Here is a 16,433-nt window from a genome sequence, read left to right on the forward strand (position 1 = left end):
ATTTAACTCGTAGTCTGCGGCGTAAATTTGACCTCAAATTTACGATGACACAGGCAAATTGACCCCGCAAATCTAAATCAGAAAAATTCCTTCTCCAAAGGTTGCATCGCGTTGCCGTCTGCGTCGAAAAGCACCCGCCCGCAGACCTCGCAAACCTCGTCTCTTGGCGACGGCTCGTCCGCATCCAGCTGCCACGCGGACATCTCGCCGCACTCGCAGTTTATGACGTAAAGGATCTGCCTTTTGCGGCGCTTGCCCCACGGCACGATATCCCAAAATAGCTCCTCGCGCTTTGCCATTTTCTTAAAGTCTTTTTCGGCGTCCTTGTGTGCTATGAGTAGGTAATAAGCGTCGTTATGCAGATCCAAAGTAAATAGCCTAAAATCGCTCTTTTTGAGCGCTTTTTGAAACTCGTTCATCAAAAATAGGCTCGCATCGCCGCGCTCGAAACCCTCTTTTTTTGCTTCTTTTTCGAGCCTTGCGTAAATTTTATCGCAGTCTAGTGACACGCCACTTTGCAGCGCATCAAGCCTAGAGCTGATAAATTTGCCTACATCGCCCGTCTCGTCCTCGCCGGCCCAGTCAAGTATCCAAATAAGCCCTTTTCCGATAAGCGCGTTTAAGAACTCGTTATCGTCCATCTCGCCCGTTTTCTCAAAACCGCCCGTTTCGCCCGCCGTCAAATGCTTTAGGACGCAGCACTGATCTTTCGTCATTTTCGCTCCTTTGATTAGATTCGTCAAATTTAGCCGCCTTTACGAGCCGGCTACTCGCGATTTTTTATTTTTATAGTAGCTGCCCACCTCGCTAACGACGATACCAAAGAGTATGAGTCCGGCTCCTGCTATCTGCACGCCGCTTAGTATCTCGCCGCCAAAAAAATACCCAACAACCCCAGCACTTACCGGCTCAAAGGTAAAGATGAGCGAGGTTTTAACGGGCGTCGTGTAGCGCTGCGCCGCCGTCTGTACGAAAAACGCCAAAACCGTCGCAAACACTGACGTTACAGCAACTGCGACAAAAAACGCCTCGTCTAAAACGGGTACGACGCCTCTAGGCTCGAAAATCTGCGCCGCAACAAAACAAAGCGCCGCCACGACCGCAAACTGCGCGCTCACCATCCAGTATAGCTCGCACCTTCGCACCAAAACGCCCGTGAAAATGATATGTAGCGCAAAACCTAGCGCGCAAACGACACTAAGCCCCTCCCCCGCGCCAAAACCAAGCTCGCTGCCCGTTAGAAAATAAAGCCCCGCAGCCGATAAAAACGCGCCAATAAAGGCATAAACTACGACCTTTTGTCCAAAAAACGCGAGCGCGATAAATGGCGTAAAGACGGCGTTTAGCCCCGTGATAAAGGCGACGGTGGAACTTGGGGTGTATTTGAGAGCAAAGGTCTGAAGCGTAAAGGCCGCAAACAAAAGCGCGCCTAAAAATGCGCCAAATCTTAATGAATTGCGGTCGATTTTTCGCGTAAATTTGAGGCTTATGAGCGCCATCAGCGCGGCCGCGATCAAAAACCTCCAAAACAAAAGCGTAAAAACTCCGTTTGTCTTTAGCGTTTGCGCCATCGGCAAAAACGTCACGCCCCAGACCACCGCGATCACGAACAGCGCGAGGTCGGCCTTAAATTCGGTTGTTTTTTTCATCTGATTTCTTTAGCTAAATTTAAGGGGCAAATTTAACGCAATTTCTCTAAATTCGGGCTTTATCGCGTCAAATTTGAGAGTCGCCGCCCTCTTGCTAGCGGTCGAAATGGCGATAAATTTAAAGCTAAATTTAAGAGGCGATTTTAAAAAGATTTGCGTCAAAATCGCCGAGAGAGTAAATTTGGCGGCGATTTGATAAATTTGATCTTGCCGCGGATCGGCGCTTTGAGCGAAACGCCAAGCAAAACCCGCCGAAATTTAGGCTAAATTTTCCTTTTTGGCGCGCAGGTAGCTGCCTATCTCGCTGATCAAAACTCCGACCAAGATAAGCGCCGCACCGCAAAGCCTATACGCGCTGATGTCCTCCGCGCCGATGAAATACCCCATCGCTCCGGCGGTTACGGGCTCTAGAGTGAAAAATATCGCCGTTTTAACGGGCATCGTAAATTTTTGCATCAAGGCCTGCGCGAAAAACGCAAACGCCGTACCCAGCACGCCCACGACTAGCATTGCTATGATAAACGCCTTGTCCACGACGGGAGCGATTTTAGCGTCCTCAAAAACCAAAATAGCCGCAAAACAAAGCGCGATTAGGGTCAAAATTTCAAAATAAACCATATTTACGAGGTTGCATTTTTGCACTAGGCGGTTGGTGAGCACGATATGAAAAGAGTAGGCGCACGCACAAACCAGAGCCAAAATTTCGCCCAGGCCAAAGCCGACCTTCGTATCGCCTATCATATAAAGCCCCGCCACCGCAAACGCCACGCCCACATACGCGTAGGAGTAAATTTTATGCCTAAAAAGCCCCGCCGCGATAAAAGGCACCAAGGCCACGTTTAGCCCGATGATAAAGGCCACGGACGAGGTGTCGGCGTATTTAAACGCAAAAGTCTGACTGACAAATCCCGCGAACAAAAATAGACCCAAGATCACGCCAGATTTTATATCAGGCGCGCTCACGTCTTTTAGCTTTTTATAAAATATCGCCCCAGCTATGATCGCCGCTAGCAAAAATCTCCAAAACAAAACGCCAAAAACGCCGTTAGTAGCAAGCGCTAGCGAGGTAGGCAGATAGCCCAGACCAAAGACTATCGCAACAAAAATCATGCCTACGTCGGCGCGAAATTCCAAACTATTTTTCACTATTCTCCCTTATTTTACTTGAAAATTCCCTGCAGGATTTTCGTGCCCTGCTCCACAGCGCCGCCTCGTAGCGAGCTTTCCTTTTCGCTCATCACGTTAAAGAGCCCGTCTAGCGTCTTGCGCGTGATATAGCCGTTTAGATCCTCGTTTTCTTGCGGTATGTATTCGCCAGCGCCCATGCTAGTTGCGATGCCTTTTAGCTGCTTTGCGGCGTCTGATTTTGCCAGCGCACTACCCGCGACGAACGAATTTAGCCCGTTGTACGCCGTGGCAAAGGTATTGTCGCTCATCATTTTGGTGATGATCGGCTTAAACACGGCTTGCAGTTTCTCGCTCGAATTTTGTTGCAAAAACCTCGTAAAGCTGTCCTTGCCGCCTTCTAGCACCTTTTTCACGTCCGCGTCGCTCATATTTTTTATCACGCCCGAAAATACGTCCGCAGCCCCCGGCACGGCCGCGCTTGCTGCGTTATTTATCGAGGTTAACATCTCGTTAGCCCACTTTTCGCCACCCACTTTTTTAGCCAAATTTGCCGCCGTTTCTAGGCTCTTTGGCAGCGGGATTTTAGCCGTAGCGTTTTTTAAAAATCCTCCGTTTGATAGCTCCTTAACGGCCGCATTTAGAGCCGAGCTGACTGCGCTTTTGTAGTCGCCCGAGTTTGCCGCGCCCAGTATCTGCGCGCCTTGATTTAGCGTCTCTTGCCAATTAGCCTGAGCCGAAACGGCGAGCAAAACCGCGCATAAGATCAAACTTTTCTTCATCGTTTTTCCTTAAAGTAAAATTCGGCGGTTATGATATTAAATTTCAGCTTTTAAACGGGTAAATTTGGGCCTTTTTAGAGCGAATTTACCCGCATCTTTACGGCGCGGCGACTTAAATTTTCAAAATTTAAAACGCAAATTTGAGCCGTGATTTAAGGGTTAAATTTAATCGCAAATTTATACGGCGCGCTTGTCTGTTTGGCTCCAAATTTCAGACATCAAATTTAGACACAAATTTGAGCGTGATTAACCGCAAGAGGCAAAATTTGAGTTAAAATTAGCCTTTTTGAAAGGGCAAAATGGAGCTTTTACTTCTCTCTATCGCGCTTGCTATGGACGCGGCGGCGCTTAGCATCGCAAACGGCGCAAAATACCGCAATCTCGCGCTATCAAAGATTTTATTTATCGCATTTGTTTTTGGATTTTTTCAGGCGGCGATGCCGCTTGCTGGCTATTTTTTGGGCGCAGCGTTTGCTAGATTTATCGCACAGATCGATCACTTTATCGCGTTTGCGATTTTGGGCTTTTTGGGCGCAAAGATGATCCGAGAAGCCTGTAGAAACGAGCCTGCACAGGCCGTGAGCCTTGATACGAAGATGCTGCTCTCAGGCGGATTTGCCACCAGCATCGACGCGCTAGCCGTGGGCGTTACGCTGAGCTTTACGGCCGCGGACATCTACTTTAGCGCCGCTGTTATCGGGATAGTTTGCTTCGCACTTAGCGTTGCGGCGTTTTACGTCGGCAAATTTGCGGGAGAGTTTTTGGAGCAAAAGGCGCTGATTTTAGGCGGCGCGATCCTCATCGCTCTTGGTTTTAAAATCTTAATCACGCACCTTTTTGATCACGGGTTTTTGAGTCAAATTTGATACGGTGCGCAGAATTTTAGGTTTAAATTTTGCGCCTTACGCGCACTCTGCGTTCAAATTTAGAAATCAAACCTTGCGCCAAAGCCAAATTTAACCCAAATTTCGATTGCCTCAAAAAGCGTAAATTTAGCTCAAATTTAACCTACGCCGCTAAAAAATCAAATTTAAATAAGCCCGTCCAAATCAATCTCAATGCCGACGGGGCAGTGATCAGAGCCCATGATATCGCTCAGGATAAACGCGTCTTTTAGGCGGTTTTTGAGGCTTGATGAAATGAAAAAATAATCAATCCTCCAGCCGACGTTTTTGGCGCGGGCGTTAAAGCGGTAGCTCCACCACGAATACGCGTCCGCCTCGTCACCGCGCACCTGCCGAAAGGTGTCGATAAAGCCGCGTGCGACGACCTCATCCAACCACGCGCGCTCGATAGGCAAAAAGCCCGAGGTTTTGGCATTTGCCTTTGGATTTTTAAGGTCGATCTCGCGGTGCGCGGTGTTTACGTCGCCGCAAAATATCACGTCTTTTCCCTGTTTTACGAGCTCCTGGATGTAGGCTAAAAATTTAGCGTAAAAATCCATCTTGTAGGCTAGACGCGCGTCGTCTTTTTGGCCGTTTGGAAAGTAGATGTTAAAAAGTACGACGTTGCCGAATCTATGCTCCAAAACCCGTCCCTCGTCGTCGTCAAAAAACGCCGCCTTTTGCGTAACGGAGCTAAATTTAGCCAGGCTCATCACGCCAGAATACCCGGCTCTTGCTGCCGAATTTACGCTGATCTCGTTAAATCCGAGCTTGTAAATCTCGGCAGGCACGTCGCTCTCGCGCACCTTGATCTCCTGAAGGCCCAAAAAATCGGGTCTATGCTGCTCTAGCCAAGCAAATCCGTCTTTAGCGGCGACCGCGCGCAGTCCGTTTACGTTCCAGCTGATTAGTTTCAAATTTGATCCTTTGTTAAATTTGGCGTATTTTATCGCAAGAGCTGTAAAATAAGCTAAAATTTAGTAAAATTAGGTTCATTTTAAGGAGTAAAAAATGAAAAAAGTCATCGTTTTATCGCTTGCGCTTGCCGCGTTTTTGGGTGCGAAGGAGGTAGATACTGCCGAGATATTTTTGTCAGACGTCAAGTCTATGCACGCGCTAAAATCGTTTTTAAAAAAGAATAAAAACGATATCGTAAAGCTAAAACTAAGTTACTGCGCCAATGAAAACAGCATGCAATACGTAGAAGCCGAGGCGACCAAGCGAAAAGAGGGCGAAAACTATAGTTATCTGGGCGAAAGTTTCGTTATGACCGACGGCAGTAAAATAACCTACGAAGGAAAAAATTACGACTTTGGCGAAGGGTATGACGGAGATGTAAACACCGGCATAGAATACGGCGAACTAATGCTGGACGAGCCTAACAGCAATCATCTCAAAAATATATTTTTAAAAGTCGGAAATTCAAATTTTGGGCAAATATACAAATGGGAATACGAATGGCCTAACGAAGAAAGCGAGAGCAAAAAATGTAAATTCGGACAAGTCGTCCTAGAGGGCGCATTTTACGTATATCATGAAGACGAAAACGAAAATGGTCGAGAAATGTATAAATACAATATGAGACCGGAACTTATGGGAAATGACCCGGGCGATAAATACGATGCCTTTTTCCTTGATCCGATAGCAAAAAAATATCTAAAACTCTTAGAATACAAAAAATAAAATTGGCGCTATGACGGAGCTAGAGAGGGAGATTTTCGGTCAAATTTTGGGCGAGAAAAAGATGGAAATCATCTTATTTTTGGCCAAAAATGCGGACGAAAACGGCTTCATAACCGTTAAAATTTCAGAGATCTGCGAGCGGACGGACGCTAGCAAGCCCACCGTCACGCAGACCATCAAGCTGCTTGAAAATCGCAAAATTTTCGAGCGTGTAAAAAACGGGATATATAGATTTAAAAATTTAAAGGAACTAGAGAAAAAATGAGAAAAATTTGGATACTAGCCGCTGCAGTTGTGCTCTCAAATGCCGCGATAGACGAAGCTGGGCTAAATGCCTGCATCAACAAAGGCGACGCCGCAAGCTGCGAAAAAACGCTCGCCGAGCTAGAAAAAAGCTGCTCGGGCGGCGACGCTCTGGCTTGCTACTTTTCCGCGGAGTTTTTCGCCAAAGGGCTAACTGGCTACAAGGATGGCGCGAAGGCCTTTGCGATCTACAAAGACGCCTGCGCCGCAGGGAGCGCGGAGAGCTGCTATGAGGAGTCGGTGTTTTATCTAAAGGGCGACGTCGCGCAGCAAAGCTTTGAGCTATCGGGCGAGCGACTCAAAAAGGCCTGCGATCTGGGCTCCAAACGAGCGTGCAATATACTTGAACTGGCGAAGTGAAGCTGTTTTGCTTGTGAAAAAACGAGCTTTAATATGTGGCAAACATACGAGCGCGGGGTTAAATTTTAGCTTCGTCGTGAAATTTTAAATTATTTCTAGCTATTGAATTTAAATAGTTTGTCGCAAAACTTCGCTCAAATTTTTCACAAATCCGCATAAAATTAAATTTAGCACCTTGTATTTGATTGTCAAATTTGAGAATTTTGCGGGTTTTGCTATTTTTATAGAACCTGATTTCGAACGCTAGATTTGGCTTTGACAGGCGGTTTTTGTTTTGTATATTGACGGTGCGGTAGACTGGAAATTTGATAAATTTTAGTTGGATAAATTTGAAATTTTATGTGTTATGGACGACCAAATTTTATCGGTTTACATACTTCAACTTAGTTTTATTTGATATTTTTTAACGCTAAATTTTAAAAACAAATCCGAATTTACAACTATTTTTCAGAGATTTTACCTAAAGCACAAAGATAAGTTGTTCTCAAATTTAACTTGCATGACGACCCTGTCCGTAGCAAAATTTACATCCAAATTTAACGAAAATATCGTATTAAAAATGCCAAAATTTGAGTGAATTTGAAAATTTACAGATCGGCGTCCGAGATCGCTTCGGCCTGATAATGCGCAATCAGCGGCTCGATAATCTCGTCGAAAAGTCCCGCCGCCATTATCGCATCGAGGCGGTAAAGCGTCAAATTTATGCGGTGGTCGCTGATGCGATTTTGCGGGAAGTTGTAGGTGCGAATACGGCCCGAGCGGTCGCCCGTACCGACTTGGCTTTTGCGTTCGCTGGTTTCTTTGGCTAGGCGCTCTTCTTCTTGTATCTCATAAAGGCGCGCTTTTAGCACCTTCATCGCGGCTTCTTTGTTTTTGTGCTGGCTTTTGCCGTCTTGGTTTGTGACGACGATGCCGGTCGGGATGTGAGTGATGCGTACCGCCGAGTCGGTCGTGTTTACCGACTGTCCGCCGTGACCTGAGCTACGCATAACGTCAATGCGAAGGTCATTTGGATTTATCTCGATCTCGCTATCTTCGACTTCTGGCATGATAGCGACCGTGACTGCAGATGTGTGCACGCGGCCCTGACTTTCGGTCTCCGGCACGCGCTGGACGCGGTGAGTGCCGCCCTCAAATTTGAGCCTCGAGTACGCCCCCTTGCCCTTTATCAGCAAAATAATCTCTTTAAAGCCGCCGGTGTTGCCCTCGCTTTGGCTTACGATCTCAAATTTATAACCGCGAAGCTCGGCATATCTCGCATAAGCGTTAAACAAATCGCCCGCAAAAAGCGCCGCTTCGTCTCCGCCCGTACCCGCGCGGATCTCTAAAAACACGTTTTTATCGTCGTTCGGATCTTTTGGAAGGAGTAAAATTTTAATCTCTTCTTCGAGATTTTCCTTTTGGGCTTCGAGATTTTTTAGCTCATCTTTGGCTAGTTCGCCAAGCTCGGCGTCATCTAGCAGAGCCTTGTTCTCCTCGATATCCGCGAGAGTTTGCAGATAGGACTTTGCAGCCGAGGCGATATCTTCTAAATTTGATTGCTCTTTGGAGAGCTTGGTCATATTTGCGATATCGTTTGTGATGGACGGATCGCTAAGCAGACGAGAGAGCTCGTCGTAGCGATCCAAAAAAGGCTGCAGTTTGTCGGCTAACATTAAAATTTAGATTAAGCAGATAGTTTGTTTACGAGTTTTGCGAGGCGTCCTACGCGGCGAGAAGCTGTTTGTTTTTTCAAAAAGCCTTTGCTAACGAAGCTGTGGAAATCTTTATTTGCCACTTTAAACGCGTTTAGCGCGGCTTCTTTATCGCCTGCCTCAACGGCTACGCGCACGGCTTTAGTGATATTTTTAAGCCTAGTGCGGTAAAATCTGTTTCTTTCAGTCCTTTTGATAGTCTGTCTGGCTCTTTTTTCAGAAGATTTATGGTTTGCCATAATGTCCCTTTTGTCATAATTTTAGTCCGTGATTATATAAAAATCAGTTTTAAAATCCGCTTAATTTAAGTAAAATTTAAAGCGAGGAAATTTACAACTTAAATTTGGATATTTTTTGATAAAATAGGTCGAAAATTTAATAAATTTATGGGATTTGCCAAGCAAAAAGCTGTTTGGCAAATTCTGCAGTGCAGTATTTTGAGATGAATTTGAATGTTGTGCGGAAATTTTCGTTCCAAGGCTAGACCTCTGCTTGCAGTTGCGAGCAAAGCGAAGCAAAGGTAGTCTGCCGCAAGACGAAAATTTTAAACTCATTCAAAGACGCTCAAAAGACAAGCCGATATAAGTCATAAAAGGAAAAATAATGAAACTATTCGGTACCGACGGCGTCCGCGGCAAAGCCGGCGAAAAACTCTCAGCCGTCACATCCATGCGCCTTGCTATGGCTGCAGGGATATATTTTAGGCAGTTTGCGTCGCATACAAACACCATTTTGCTAGGCAAAGACACGCGCAAAAGCGGCTACATGATCGAAACCGCCATCGTCGCGGGGCTCACGGCCGTGGGCTACAACGTCCGACAGATCGGTCCGATGCCTACCCCTGCGATCGCGTTTCTCACCGAGGATATGCGCTGCGACGCTGGCATCATGATCAGCGCCTCGCACAACCCGTACTACGATAACGGTATCAAATTTTTCGACAGCGAAGGTAATAAACTAAGCGAAGAGGCCGAAGCGCAAATAGAAAAGATTTACTTCGACGACGCGCTTATCGAGAGATCGCAAAAACAGATGCTAGAAATCGGCGCTGCAAAGCGTATCGACGACGTTATCGGCCGCTATATCGTGCAGATCAAAAACTCATTTCCTAAAAACCTCAGCCTACACGGACTGCGCGTGGTTCTAGACGTCGCAAACGGCGCTGCGTACAAGGTCGCTCCGACTATATTTAGCGAGCTAGGAGCTGAAACCATCGTCATAAACGACGAACCAAACGGTAGCAACATAAACCTAAACTGCGGCGCGCTCTATCCGCAAAATTTGGCCTCCGAGGTCGTACGATTACGGGCCGATTTGGGCTTTGCGCTTGACGGCGACGCCGACAGACTCGTGGTTGTCGATGACCGTGGCGAGGTGGCAAACGGCGATAGTTTGCTAGGCGTCATGGCGGCATTTTTACAGGAGAACAAAGCCCTAAAAGGCGGTGCAGTCGTGGCTACAGTGATGAGCAACGCGGCGCTCGAAGACTATCTAAAATCCCACAAAATCAAGCTCCTGCGCGCAAACGTCGGCGACAAATATGTGCTTGAAAAGATGAAAGAAAACGGTACGAATTTCGGCGGCGAACAGAGCGGCCACATCATATTTAGCGACTACGCAAAGACCGGCGACGGGCTCGTGGCGGCGCTGCAGTTTGCGGCGCTGGTGCTAAAAAAAGGCAAAAAGGCGAGCGAAATTTTAAGCGAGATAAAACCGTATCCGCAAATTTTGCTAAATTTAAAGATAACCGAGAAAAAGCCGCTTGAAAGCATCGCCGGACTAAAAGAGCTTGAGGCAAGCCTTTCAAAAGAGGGCATCCGCTCGCTATTTCGCTACTCTGGCACCGAAAATCTCATCAGGCTTTTACTCGAGGGCAAGTGCGCCGACGCGCTAAAAATCCGCATGGACGAGGTCGAGAAATTTTTCCTAAAAGCGTTAAATGGCTAAAATTTTAGGCGTTTTTTTTGCAGCCTTTTTCGTCATTTTTGCTCTCGATCAGGCGGTCAAGCAGATATTTTTGGGCGGATTTTCGTGGCAGGGCGAGTACTTTTCGCTAGTGCTTGCATACAACCGAGGCGTGGCATTTTCGATGTTTGCGTTTCTTGGCGAATGGCTCAAATTTATCCAGCTAGCGCTGATTGCGGGCGTTTGCGGCTATCTGCTTTGGCGGTTAAAGCGTAAATTTGACGCGCGAGCTGCGGCTCAAACGGAGCCGAATTCGAGCTCAAATTCGGACTCAAATTTTAGCTCAAGCAACGGTAAAAATATCGAAAAAAAAGAAATTTTAGAGGAGCACGCGCTAGAGGCTGGTATAATCCTGGGCGCTGGTAGCTCAAATTTACTCGATCGCTTCGTTCACGGCGGCGTCGTAGACTACGTTTATTGGCACAAGTGGTTTGAGTTTGCGATATTTAATCTCGCCGACGTTATGATCGACGTCGGAGTCGTACTCATACTCTGGCAAAGCTTCGCCGCTGGGCGAAAAGGTGCTAAAAATGGGCGATAACGTTTATATAGCCTACGCGCTTTGGTTGCTTACGGGCTGGTTTGGCGGGCACAGATTTTATCTGGGTAAATTCGTGAGCGGTTTTGCGATGATGACGCTGTTTTTCATCGGATATAGCTTAGCTTGGGCGATGGTGGGTTATGTATTTTGGGCGCTTTGGGGCATGTGGTGGCTCTTTGATCTGCGCTTAACCGGCGCGGCCGTCGAGAAAAATCAGAAAAAAGAAGCGCTAAAAGACAAACTGCGCGCGCAAGACCTCGAAGAGCGGCTAAGACGCCTCTATGAGCTTTATGAGAGTGGTGCGATAAGTAAAGAGGAATTTGAAGCGAGGAAGGAAATTTTGCTAGGGTGAGGCTCGGTAAATTTACGAGAATTTGATCGATTTTTTAATCGCGATCGGTCAAATTTAGCATTTTCGAGGCGCGGGTCTCGGCGAATCAAATTTACAAATTTGAATGTAAAACGATAAGGCAAAGTGTTTTGAGATGATTTTTGGGGTTTTCTGCTTCGCAAGCTCGCAGCTGCAAGCAGAAGAAGTTAAAATTTGACGAAGATAAGGCATATAGCTTACCCAGTCAAATTTTAATGAAATCCACAAAAAGCGCTCAAAAGACAAGCCGCTAAAATAAAAATTAAAAGGAGAAAAAATGGCAGAATATTACAACCTCATCAAGTACTTCCACTACTTGTGTTTCATCTCGTGGATGGCGTTTTTGTTCTATCAGCCGCGCCTCTACGTCTATCACGCGGAAAATATGGACAAACCCGACTTCGTGCGCGTCGTCGAGGTGCAAGAGTACAAGATGTACCACTATATCGGCTGGGTCGCGCTGATCGGCACGTTTTTGACGGGCATTTTGATCATCGTCGCGATGCCTGAGCTTTTGCGTAGCGGCTACGTGCACGTCAAGCTCACAGTCGTCGTTATCCTCGCGGCGTTTCATCTGGATCTTGGCCGCTATATGGTGCAGCTACGCGAGAAACGCTGTAACAAGAGCGGTATGTTCTTTCGCGCTTACAACGAAGTGCCGACCATCGCGATGGTCATCATCATCTGGATGATGGTGTATAAGCCGTTTTAAACTGCGATAAATACGCGTTCCGAGGTGCGGCAAACCTGCTTTGCCTCGGGACTGCAAAGTAAACAAATTTAATCTTGCGTTTTTGAGTTAGATTATAAAAATTCGGCGTAAAAATCAATGCCTATTTTTGATTTATTCGCCTAAATCTAGAGCCAATCCTTAATCCAAATTCAAATTGCTAAAATTTAAAAATCTCTCCGACCTCTACATCTAAAATCTTTGAAATTTTATAAATGTGCTCAAGGTTAAAATGCTTATCGTATCGGCAACTCTCGCAGTTTGAGTAAAATGCGACCGATTTTATATCCATACTTAGCGCCATATCGAGCTGACTAATACCTTTATTTTCACGCAGCTTGCGGACATTTGTAGAAATTTGCAGATAAAAATTTCGTATCTCATCGGCACCAAAAAAAGCTAAATTTTCGCCCATTATTTTATCCTATAGGTAAAGTTAAACTTAAACTTTATTTAGATAAAATCTACAAATCTATATCCTATAGGATAAATAATTTTCAAGGAGGCTAAAATGGCGGTAAATTTATCAAAGGGCGGTAGAGTTAGTTTAAGTAAAGAAGCTCCAGGGCTCAGCAAAATTTTAGTAGGACTTGGCTGGGATACGAATACTAGCGATACGGGAGCGGAATTTGACCTAGATGCGAGCGCGTTTTTAGTAGGAGCTTCGGGCAAAGTAGAAAACGAGAAAAATTTCGTCTTTTACAACAACCTAACTAGCGCGGACGGCTCGGTAGTTCACACCGGCGATAACCGCACTGGAGAGGGCGACGGCGATGATGAATCCATAAAAATCGACCTAGCTAAAATTTCGCCAAAAGTCAAAGAGATCGACATAGTCGTCACCATCCACGAAGCAGCCGCAAGAAGGCAAAATTTCGGTATGGTAAGAAACTCGTTTATGCGAATCGTCGATGAAAGAAGCGGCAAAGAGATAGCCAGATACGATTTAGAAGAGGATTTTTCTACCGAAACCGCAGTATCGTTCGGTAAAATTTACTTTAAAGATAACGAGTGGCGCTTTGCAGCTAACGGAAGCGGCTTTAAAGACGGACTGGCTGGATTTTGTAGGCAGTTTGGACTAGACGTTTAGGGGGCAAGCCATGGCGATAAATTTGGTCAAAGGACAAAAAATATCGCTCGCCAAAGATGGCGGCGGGCATCTGCACAGCTTTTGCGTAGGAGCAAACTGGGGCGCCATAACCGAAAAAGGCTTTTTTAGAGATAAGATAAAGCCTGTGGATTTGGATCTAAGCGCTGCGATGTTTGACTCAAACAAGCAGTTTTGCGACGTAGTATATTTTGGCAAAAAATCGGCTCCTGGGGTATTTCACAGCGGCGATGACTTGGTCGGAGACGTAGGGGGCGACGACGGGCTGGATAACGAAATAATCAGCGTCGATCTTAGCCGATTAAGCCCAAACGTAGAGCAGATATTTTTCGTGCTAAATTCCTACAATCAAATAGATTTTGATAAAATTCCGTTTGCTAGCATTAGACTTTACGAAGGCACGCCCACGCGCGTAAATAAAGTATTCGCATCATATAATATCGTACGAGATAGCGCGTTTGCTTACAAAGTAGCGATGATTTTGGGCAAGCTGTATAAGCGAAACGGCGAGTGGAAATTTTCGGCTATCGGTGAACCTACGAGCGATAGGAAGCTTGATGAGCTGATTTTAAATTCCGTAGTGAAGTACTTATGAAAATTTTATTTTTCTTAGCGGCTACGATTGCGATTTTAGGCGCATTTGAGATAGAGGGCGGTTACGAGATCCCGCCCTCGGCACAAACTTACGGCAATGCACCGGTAATAAGCGATGAAATGATGAAAGAGTGCGTAAAAATTTACAACAAAGCGCTTGCAATAGAAAGAGCGTTAAATTCTACTTTCGTAAATCGGTATTCAAGCGAAGAGGTAAATTTATACAATCAAAACGTCCGTATGCATTCGCAGCTCATAGACTGGTTTAATGCAAATTGCGCCGGCAAGCAATCATACTCGGCGTGCAAGGCGGCTCAAGAACTAAACCGTCAAAGAGGGCTTCCCGAGCAAAGTTGCGGGTATTAAGGAGAATTTTTGGATAATTTAGAATTTCAAACAATGATCGTTTTTATCGTATTTGCCGTGGCAGCATTTGCGGTAGATTTTTTTGCGCACAAAAAAGACGAAAAAATCTCGCTCAAACAAGCCGCACTTTGGTCTATTTTTTGGATAGCCGTTTCCGTAGCCTTTGGCGGATATTTGTATTTTGCGCGCGGAAGCGAAACGATGAGTCTATATTTTGCAGGGTATATTTTAGAAAAATCGTTATCCGTGGATAATTTATTTGTTATGATGGCAATATTTTCATGGTTCAAGATTCCTGAAATTTACCGTCATAGAGTGCTGTATTTTGGCATTATAGGCGCGGTTATATTTAGACTCGTCTTTGTAGCCGTCGGAACGAGTCTGCTCGGGTTTTCGCCGTGGATGGAGTTTGTTTTTGCTGCCATGGTAGCTTATAGCGCGGTAATGATGATAAAAAAGGACGATGATGAAGAGGAGATAGAGGACTACTCAAACCACCTGGCTTACAGGGCGGTTTATAGATTTTTCCCTGTTTTTCCGCGTCTTCTAGGGCATAGCTTTTTCGTAAAAAATAGCGAGATTTCAACTCAAATTTCAGTAGAAGAAAAGACGAAACTGCAAAATCAAATTTCCAAACTAAACGCAAAATGGATAGCTACGCCGCTATTTTTGTGTCTTTGCGTTATAGAGCTTAGCGATGTTATGTTTGCTTTTGATAGCGTTCCGGCCGTTATCGCAGTTAGCCGTGAGCCGCTTATAGTTTATTCGGCGATGATTTTTGCGATTTTGGGACTTAGGACGCTTTACTTCGTGCTAGAAGCGCTAAAAGACTATTTGGTATATTTAGAAAAAGCCGTTATAGCGCTTTTGTTTTTTATCGCAGCAAAGCTCGCCCTAAACGCTTCCGCGCATATCTTTCATCACGGATTTGAGATTTCGGCACAGGTTAGCTTGTGGATCATTTTGGGGATTTTAAGCATCGGAGTTTTGGCTAGCTTATTTAAAACAAAATAGTAGAACGATCAAATTTATGCACATGACCGTTTTGATATGCTCTGTAGCCAAGTTTGAGCAAAACTCGGTACGCCTATTTTGCGCACCGAGTATAAAGTTAAATTTGTTCGAGATTGCAAGCAAAATTAAATTTTAGCTTTATTTATTGCCTGCTCCAAATCCGCGATCAAATCATCCGAATTTTCGATACCGACGGCAAGGCGTAGCAAACCTTGAGTAATGCCGATTTTAGCTTGTAAATCCTGCGAATAAGATTCATGAGTCATTGAGGCCGGATGGCAGATTAGACTCTCTACGCCGCCAAGGCTCACGGCTAGATCAAAAAGCTCCAAGCTTTTAGCAAAAATTTTATAGTCGTAGCCATCCTTTAGCTCCAGCGAGATTAGCGCGCCGATACCGCTAGCTTGGGCGTTTTGGATACGTTTTTCCTCGGCCGAAAATGAACCTGCGTAATACACGGCTTTAACGGCCGAGTTTTTTTCTAAAAATTCTACGATTTTTAGCGTATTTTCGCTTTGTCTATCAAATCTCACGCTAAGAGTTTTGAGGCCTCTTATTAGATTATAAGCATCTGCAGGGCTTAGCGTCGCACCCAGAGTATTTTTCATAAAAGCTATACGCTCGGCTAGCGCATCGTCGTTCGTAGTCACGATTCCCGCAATTACGTCGGCATGTCCGCCGATATATTTCGTCGCACTATAAACGACGATATCGGCACCAAATTTTAGCGCTTTTTGATAATACGGCGTCAAAAAAGTATTATCGACGACGACAAGCGCGCCGTTTTTACGAGCTAGCTCGGCTAGTCTGGCGATATCCGTTACTCGCAGTAGCGGATTTGACGGCGTTTCGATAAATATCATCTTAACATCCTCGTCTAGACGAGAGATTTTATTTAGATCTTCGACGAGTTCAAATTTGATCCCGAAATTTGCGAAAATACCGTTTGCGTAGCGGTAAGTGCCTCCGTAAACATTGCTGTTTAAAAGCACCTTGTCGCCGCTTTTTAGCAGGTTAAAAACCGCCGAGGTCGCCGCCATGCCCGAAGCTAGAGCAAATGCGTATTTGCTGTCTTCAAATTTAGCAAAAAGCTCTTCAAATGCATTTCTCGTCGGATTTGCGCTACGAGAATAAGCGTACTTTTGAAAGTCGTCTAAACCGTCTTGCGCAAACGTCGTGGCAAGATAAATAGGCGGAACGACCGCGCCGTGAGGGTTGTTTTTGGCTTCGAGGCCTTTTACGATTAGCGTATCTATTTTCATTTT

21 protein-coding genes are annotated in these 16,433 nt (G+C 45.5%); 12 read left to right on the forward strand and 9 right to left on the reverse strand.

The window, feature by feature from the left end; translation table 11 throughout:
* Positions 1 to 77: 77 nt before the first annotated feature.
* The 4 genes from CSUNSWCD_RS07945 to CSUNSWCD_RS07960 all read right to left on the reverse strand — a co-directional run bounded on the left by CSUNSWCD_RS07945 (position 78) and on the right by CSUNSWCD_RS07960 (position 3,556).
* Positions 78 to 716, reverse strand: a complete 639-nt coding sequence (locus CSUNSWCD_RS07945; protein WP_034964655.1) for a DUF6630 family protein — start codon at positions 714 to 716, stop codon at positions 78 to 80.
* 39 nt (positions 717 to 755) lie between these two features.
* Positions 756 to 1,649, reverse strand: coding sequence for a DMT family transporter (locus tag CSUNSWCD_RS07950; protein ID WP_009495582.1), 894 nt, complete (start codon positions 1,647 to 1,649; stop codon positions 756 to 758).
* Between the two features lie 258 nt (positions 1,650 to 1,907).
* Positions 1,908 to 2,795 carry a DMT family transporter gene (locus CSUNSWCD_RS07955; protein WP_009495589.1) on the reverse strand — a complete coding sequence of 296 codons (888 nt, stop codon included), beginning with the start codon at positions 2,793 to 2,795 and terminating at the stop codon, positions 1,908 to 1,910.
* A gap of 14 nt (positions 2,796 to 2,809) precedes the next feature.
* A complete protein-coding gene (locus CSUNSWCD_RS07960) occupies positions 2,810 to 3,556 on the reverse strand; it encodes a DUF4197 domain-containing protein (protein WP_009495591.1) in 747 nt (248 codons plus the stop codon).
* A gap of 299 nt (positions 3,557 to 3,855) precedes the next feature.
* Here CSUNSWCD_RS07960 and CSUNSWCD_RS07965 point away from each other — a divergent pair, with 299 nt between their 5' ends.
* Positions 3,856 to 4,422, forward strand: coding sequence for a manganese efflux pump MntP (locus tag CSUNSWCD_RS07965; RefSeq protein WP_009495593.1), 567 nt, complete (start codon positions 3,856 to 3,858; stop codon positions 4,420 to 4,422).
* Positions 4,423 to 4,586: 164 nt separating this feature from the next.
* On the opposite strand, the gene CSUNSWCD_RS07970 is transcribed toward CSUNSWCD_RS07965, so the two are convergent.
* Positions 4,587 to 5,357, reverse strand: coding sequence for an exodeoxyribonuclease III (locus tag CSUNSWCD_RS07970; RefSeq protein ID WP_009495594.1), 771 nt, complete (start codon positions 5,355 to 5,357; stop codon positions 4,587 to 4,589).
* Between the two features lie 94 nt (positions 5,358 to 5,451).
* Here CSUNSWCD_RS07970 and CSUNSWCD_RS07975 point away from each other — a divergent pair, with 94 nt between their 5' ends.
* From CSUNSWCD_RS07975 to CSUNSWCD_RS07985, 3 genes are read left to right on the forward strand one after another with little or no spacing between them, the layout of a single operon-like run.
* A complete protein-coding gene (locus CSUNSWCD_RS07975) occupies positions 5,452 to 6,123 on the forward strand; it encodes a hypothetical protein (RefSeq protein ID WP_009495595.1) in 672 nt (223 codons plus the stop codon).
* Between the two features lie 10 nt (positions 6,124 to 6,133).
* Positions 6,134 to 6,388, forward strand: a complete 255-nt coding sequence (locus tag CSUNSWCD_RS07980) for a MarR family transcriptional regulator (RefSeq protein ID WP_009495597.1) — start codon at positions 6,134 to 6,136, stop codon at positions 6,386 to 6,388.
* The gene (locus CSUNSWCD_RS07985) at positions 6,385 to 6,786 is read left to right on the forward strand and encodes an SEL1-like repeat protein (RefSeq protein ID WP_009495598.1); all 402 of its coding nucleotides are present in this window, start codon (positions 6,385 to 6,387) and stop codon (positions 6,784 to 6,786) included. The genes CSUNSWCD_RS07980 and CSUNSWCD_RS07985 overlap by 4 nt, the downstream gene beginning before the upstream one ends.
* A gap of 587 nt (positions 6,787 to 7,373) precedes the next feature.
* Here the strand turns inward: CSUNSWCD_RS07985 and prfA are convergent.
* Complete coding sequence (gene prfA / locus CSUNSWCD_RS07990) at positions 7,374 to 8,441, reverse strand: peptide chain release factor 1 (protein WP_009495599.1); 1,068 nt, start codon at positions 8,439 to 8,441, stop codon at positions 7,374 to 7,376.
* Positions 8,442 to 8,452: 11 nt separating this feature from the next.
* Positions 8,453 to 8,719: a 30S ribosomal protein S20 gene (rpsT, locus tag CSUNSWCD_RS07995; RefSeq protein WP_002949506.1), complete on the reverse strand. Its 267-nt coding sequence runs from the start codon at positions 8,717 to 8,719 to the stop codon at positions 8,453 to 8,455.
* A gap of 364 nt (positions 8,720 to 9,083) precedes the next feature.
* Between rpsT and glmM the strand changes: the two genes are divergently transcribed.
* The 4 genes from glmM to hemJ all read left to right on the forward strand — a co-directional run bounded on the left by glmM (position 9,084) and on the right by hemJ (position 12,068).
* Positions 9,084 to 10,427, forward strand: a complete 1,344-nt coding sequence (gene glmM, locus CSUNSWCD_RS08000) for a phosphoglucosamine mutase (RefSeq protein ID WP_009495608.1) — start codon at positions 9,084 to 9,086, stop codon at positions 10,425 to 10,427.
* Complete coding sequence (locus tag CSUNSWCD_RS08005; RefSeq protein ID WP_009495609.1) at positions 10,420 to 10,986, forward strand: signal peptidase II; 567 nt, start codon at positions 10,420 to 10,422, stop codon at positions 10,984 to 10,986. The genes glmM and CSUNSWCD_RS08005 overlap by 8 nt, the downstream gene beginning before the upstream one ends.
* Positions 10,976 to 11,338, forward strand: coding sequence for an NINE protein (locus CSUNSWCD_RS08010; protein ID WP_009495610.1), 363 nt, complete (start codon positions 10,976 to 10,978; stop codon positions 11,336 to 11,338). Before CSUNSWCD_RS08005 ends, CSUNSWCD_RS08010 begins: the two co-directional genes overlap by 11 nt.
* 295 nt (positions 11,339 to 11,633) lie before the next feature.
* Positions 11,634 to 12,068, forward strand: a complete 435-nt coding sequence (hemJ, locus tag CSUNSWCD_RS08015; RefSeq protein WP_002944278.1) for a protoporphyrinogen oxidase HemJ — start codon at positions 11,634 to 11,636, stop codon at positions 12,066 to 12,068.
* A 178-nt stretch (positions 12,069 to 12,246) separates the two neighbouring features.
* On the opposite strand, the gene CSUNSWCD_RS08020 is transcribed toward hemJ, so the two are convergent.
* A complete protein-coding gene (locus CSUNSWCD_RS08020) occupies positions 12,247 to 12,501 on the reverse strand; it encodes a helix-turn-helix domain-containing protein (RefSeq protein ID WP_009495614.1) in 255 nt (84 codons plus the stop codon).
* 96 nt (positions 12,502 to 12,597) lie between these two features.
* Here CSUNSWCD_RS08020 and CSUNSWCD_RS08025 point away from each other — a divergent pair, with 96 nt between their 5' ends.
* From CSUNSWCD_RS08025 to CSUNSWCD_RS08040, 4 genes are read left to right on the forward strand one after another with little or no spacing between them, the layout of a single operon-like run.
* Positions 12,598 to 13,176 carry a TerD family protein gene (locus tag CSUNSWCD_RS08025; protein ID WP_009495616.1) on the forward strand — a complete coding sequence of 193 codons (579 nt, stop codon included), beginning with the start codon at positions 12,598 to 12,600 and terminating at the stop codon, positions 13,174 to 13,176.
* 10 nt (positions 13,177 to 13,186) lie between these two features.
* Positions 13,187 to 13,789 carry a TerD family protein gene (locus tag CSUNSWCD_RS08030; RefSeq protein WP_009495617.1) on the forward strand — a complete coding sequence of 201 codons (603 nt, stop codon included), beginning with the start codon at positions 13,187 to 13,189 and terminating at the stop codon, positions 13,787 to 13,789.
* The gene (locus CSUNSWCD_RS08035; RefSeq protein ID WP_009495618.1) at positions 13,786 to 14,154 is read left to right on the forward strand and encodes a hypothetical protein; all 369 of its coding nucleotides are present in this window, start codon (positions 13,786 to 13,788) and stop codon (positions 14,152 to 14,154) included. The genes CSUNSWCD_RS08030 and CSUNSWCD_RS08035 overlap by 4 nt, the downstream gene beginning before the upstream one ends.
* Before the next feature lie 9 nt (positions 14,155 to 14,163).
* Positions 14,164 to 15,168: a TerC/Alx family metal homeostasis membrane protein gene (locus CSUNSWCD_RS08040; protein ID WP_009495619.1), complete on the forward strand. Its 1,005-nt coding sequence runs from the start codon at positions 14,164 to 14,166 to the stop codon at positions 15,166 to 15,168.
* 125 nt (positions 15,169 to 15,293) lie between these two features.
* On the opposite strand, the gene CSUNSWCD_RS08045 is transcribed toward CSUNSWCD_RS08040, so the two are convergent.
* Entirely contained in the window at positions 15,294 to 16,430 is a 1,137-nt protein-coding gene (locus tag CSUNSWCD_RS08045) for a trans-sulfuration enzyme family protein (protein ID WP_009495622.1), read from the reverse strand.
* Positions 16,431 to 16,433 lie beyond the last annotated feature (3 nt).

It is taken from the genome of Campylobacter showae CSUNSWCD (assembly GCF_000313615.1).
Lineage (GTDB): Bacteria > Campylobacterota > Campylobacteria > Campylobacterales > Campylobacteraceae > Campylobacter_A > Campylobacter_A showae_A.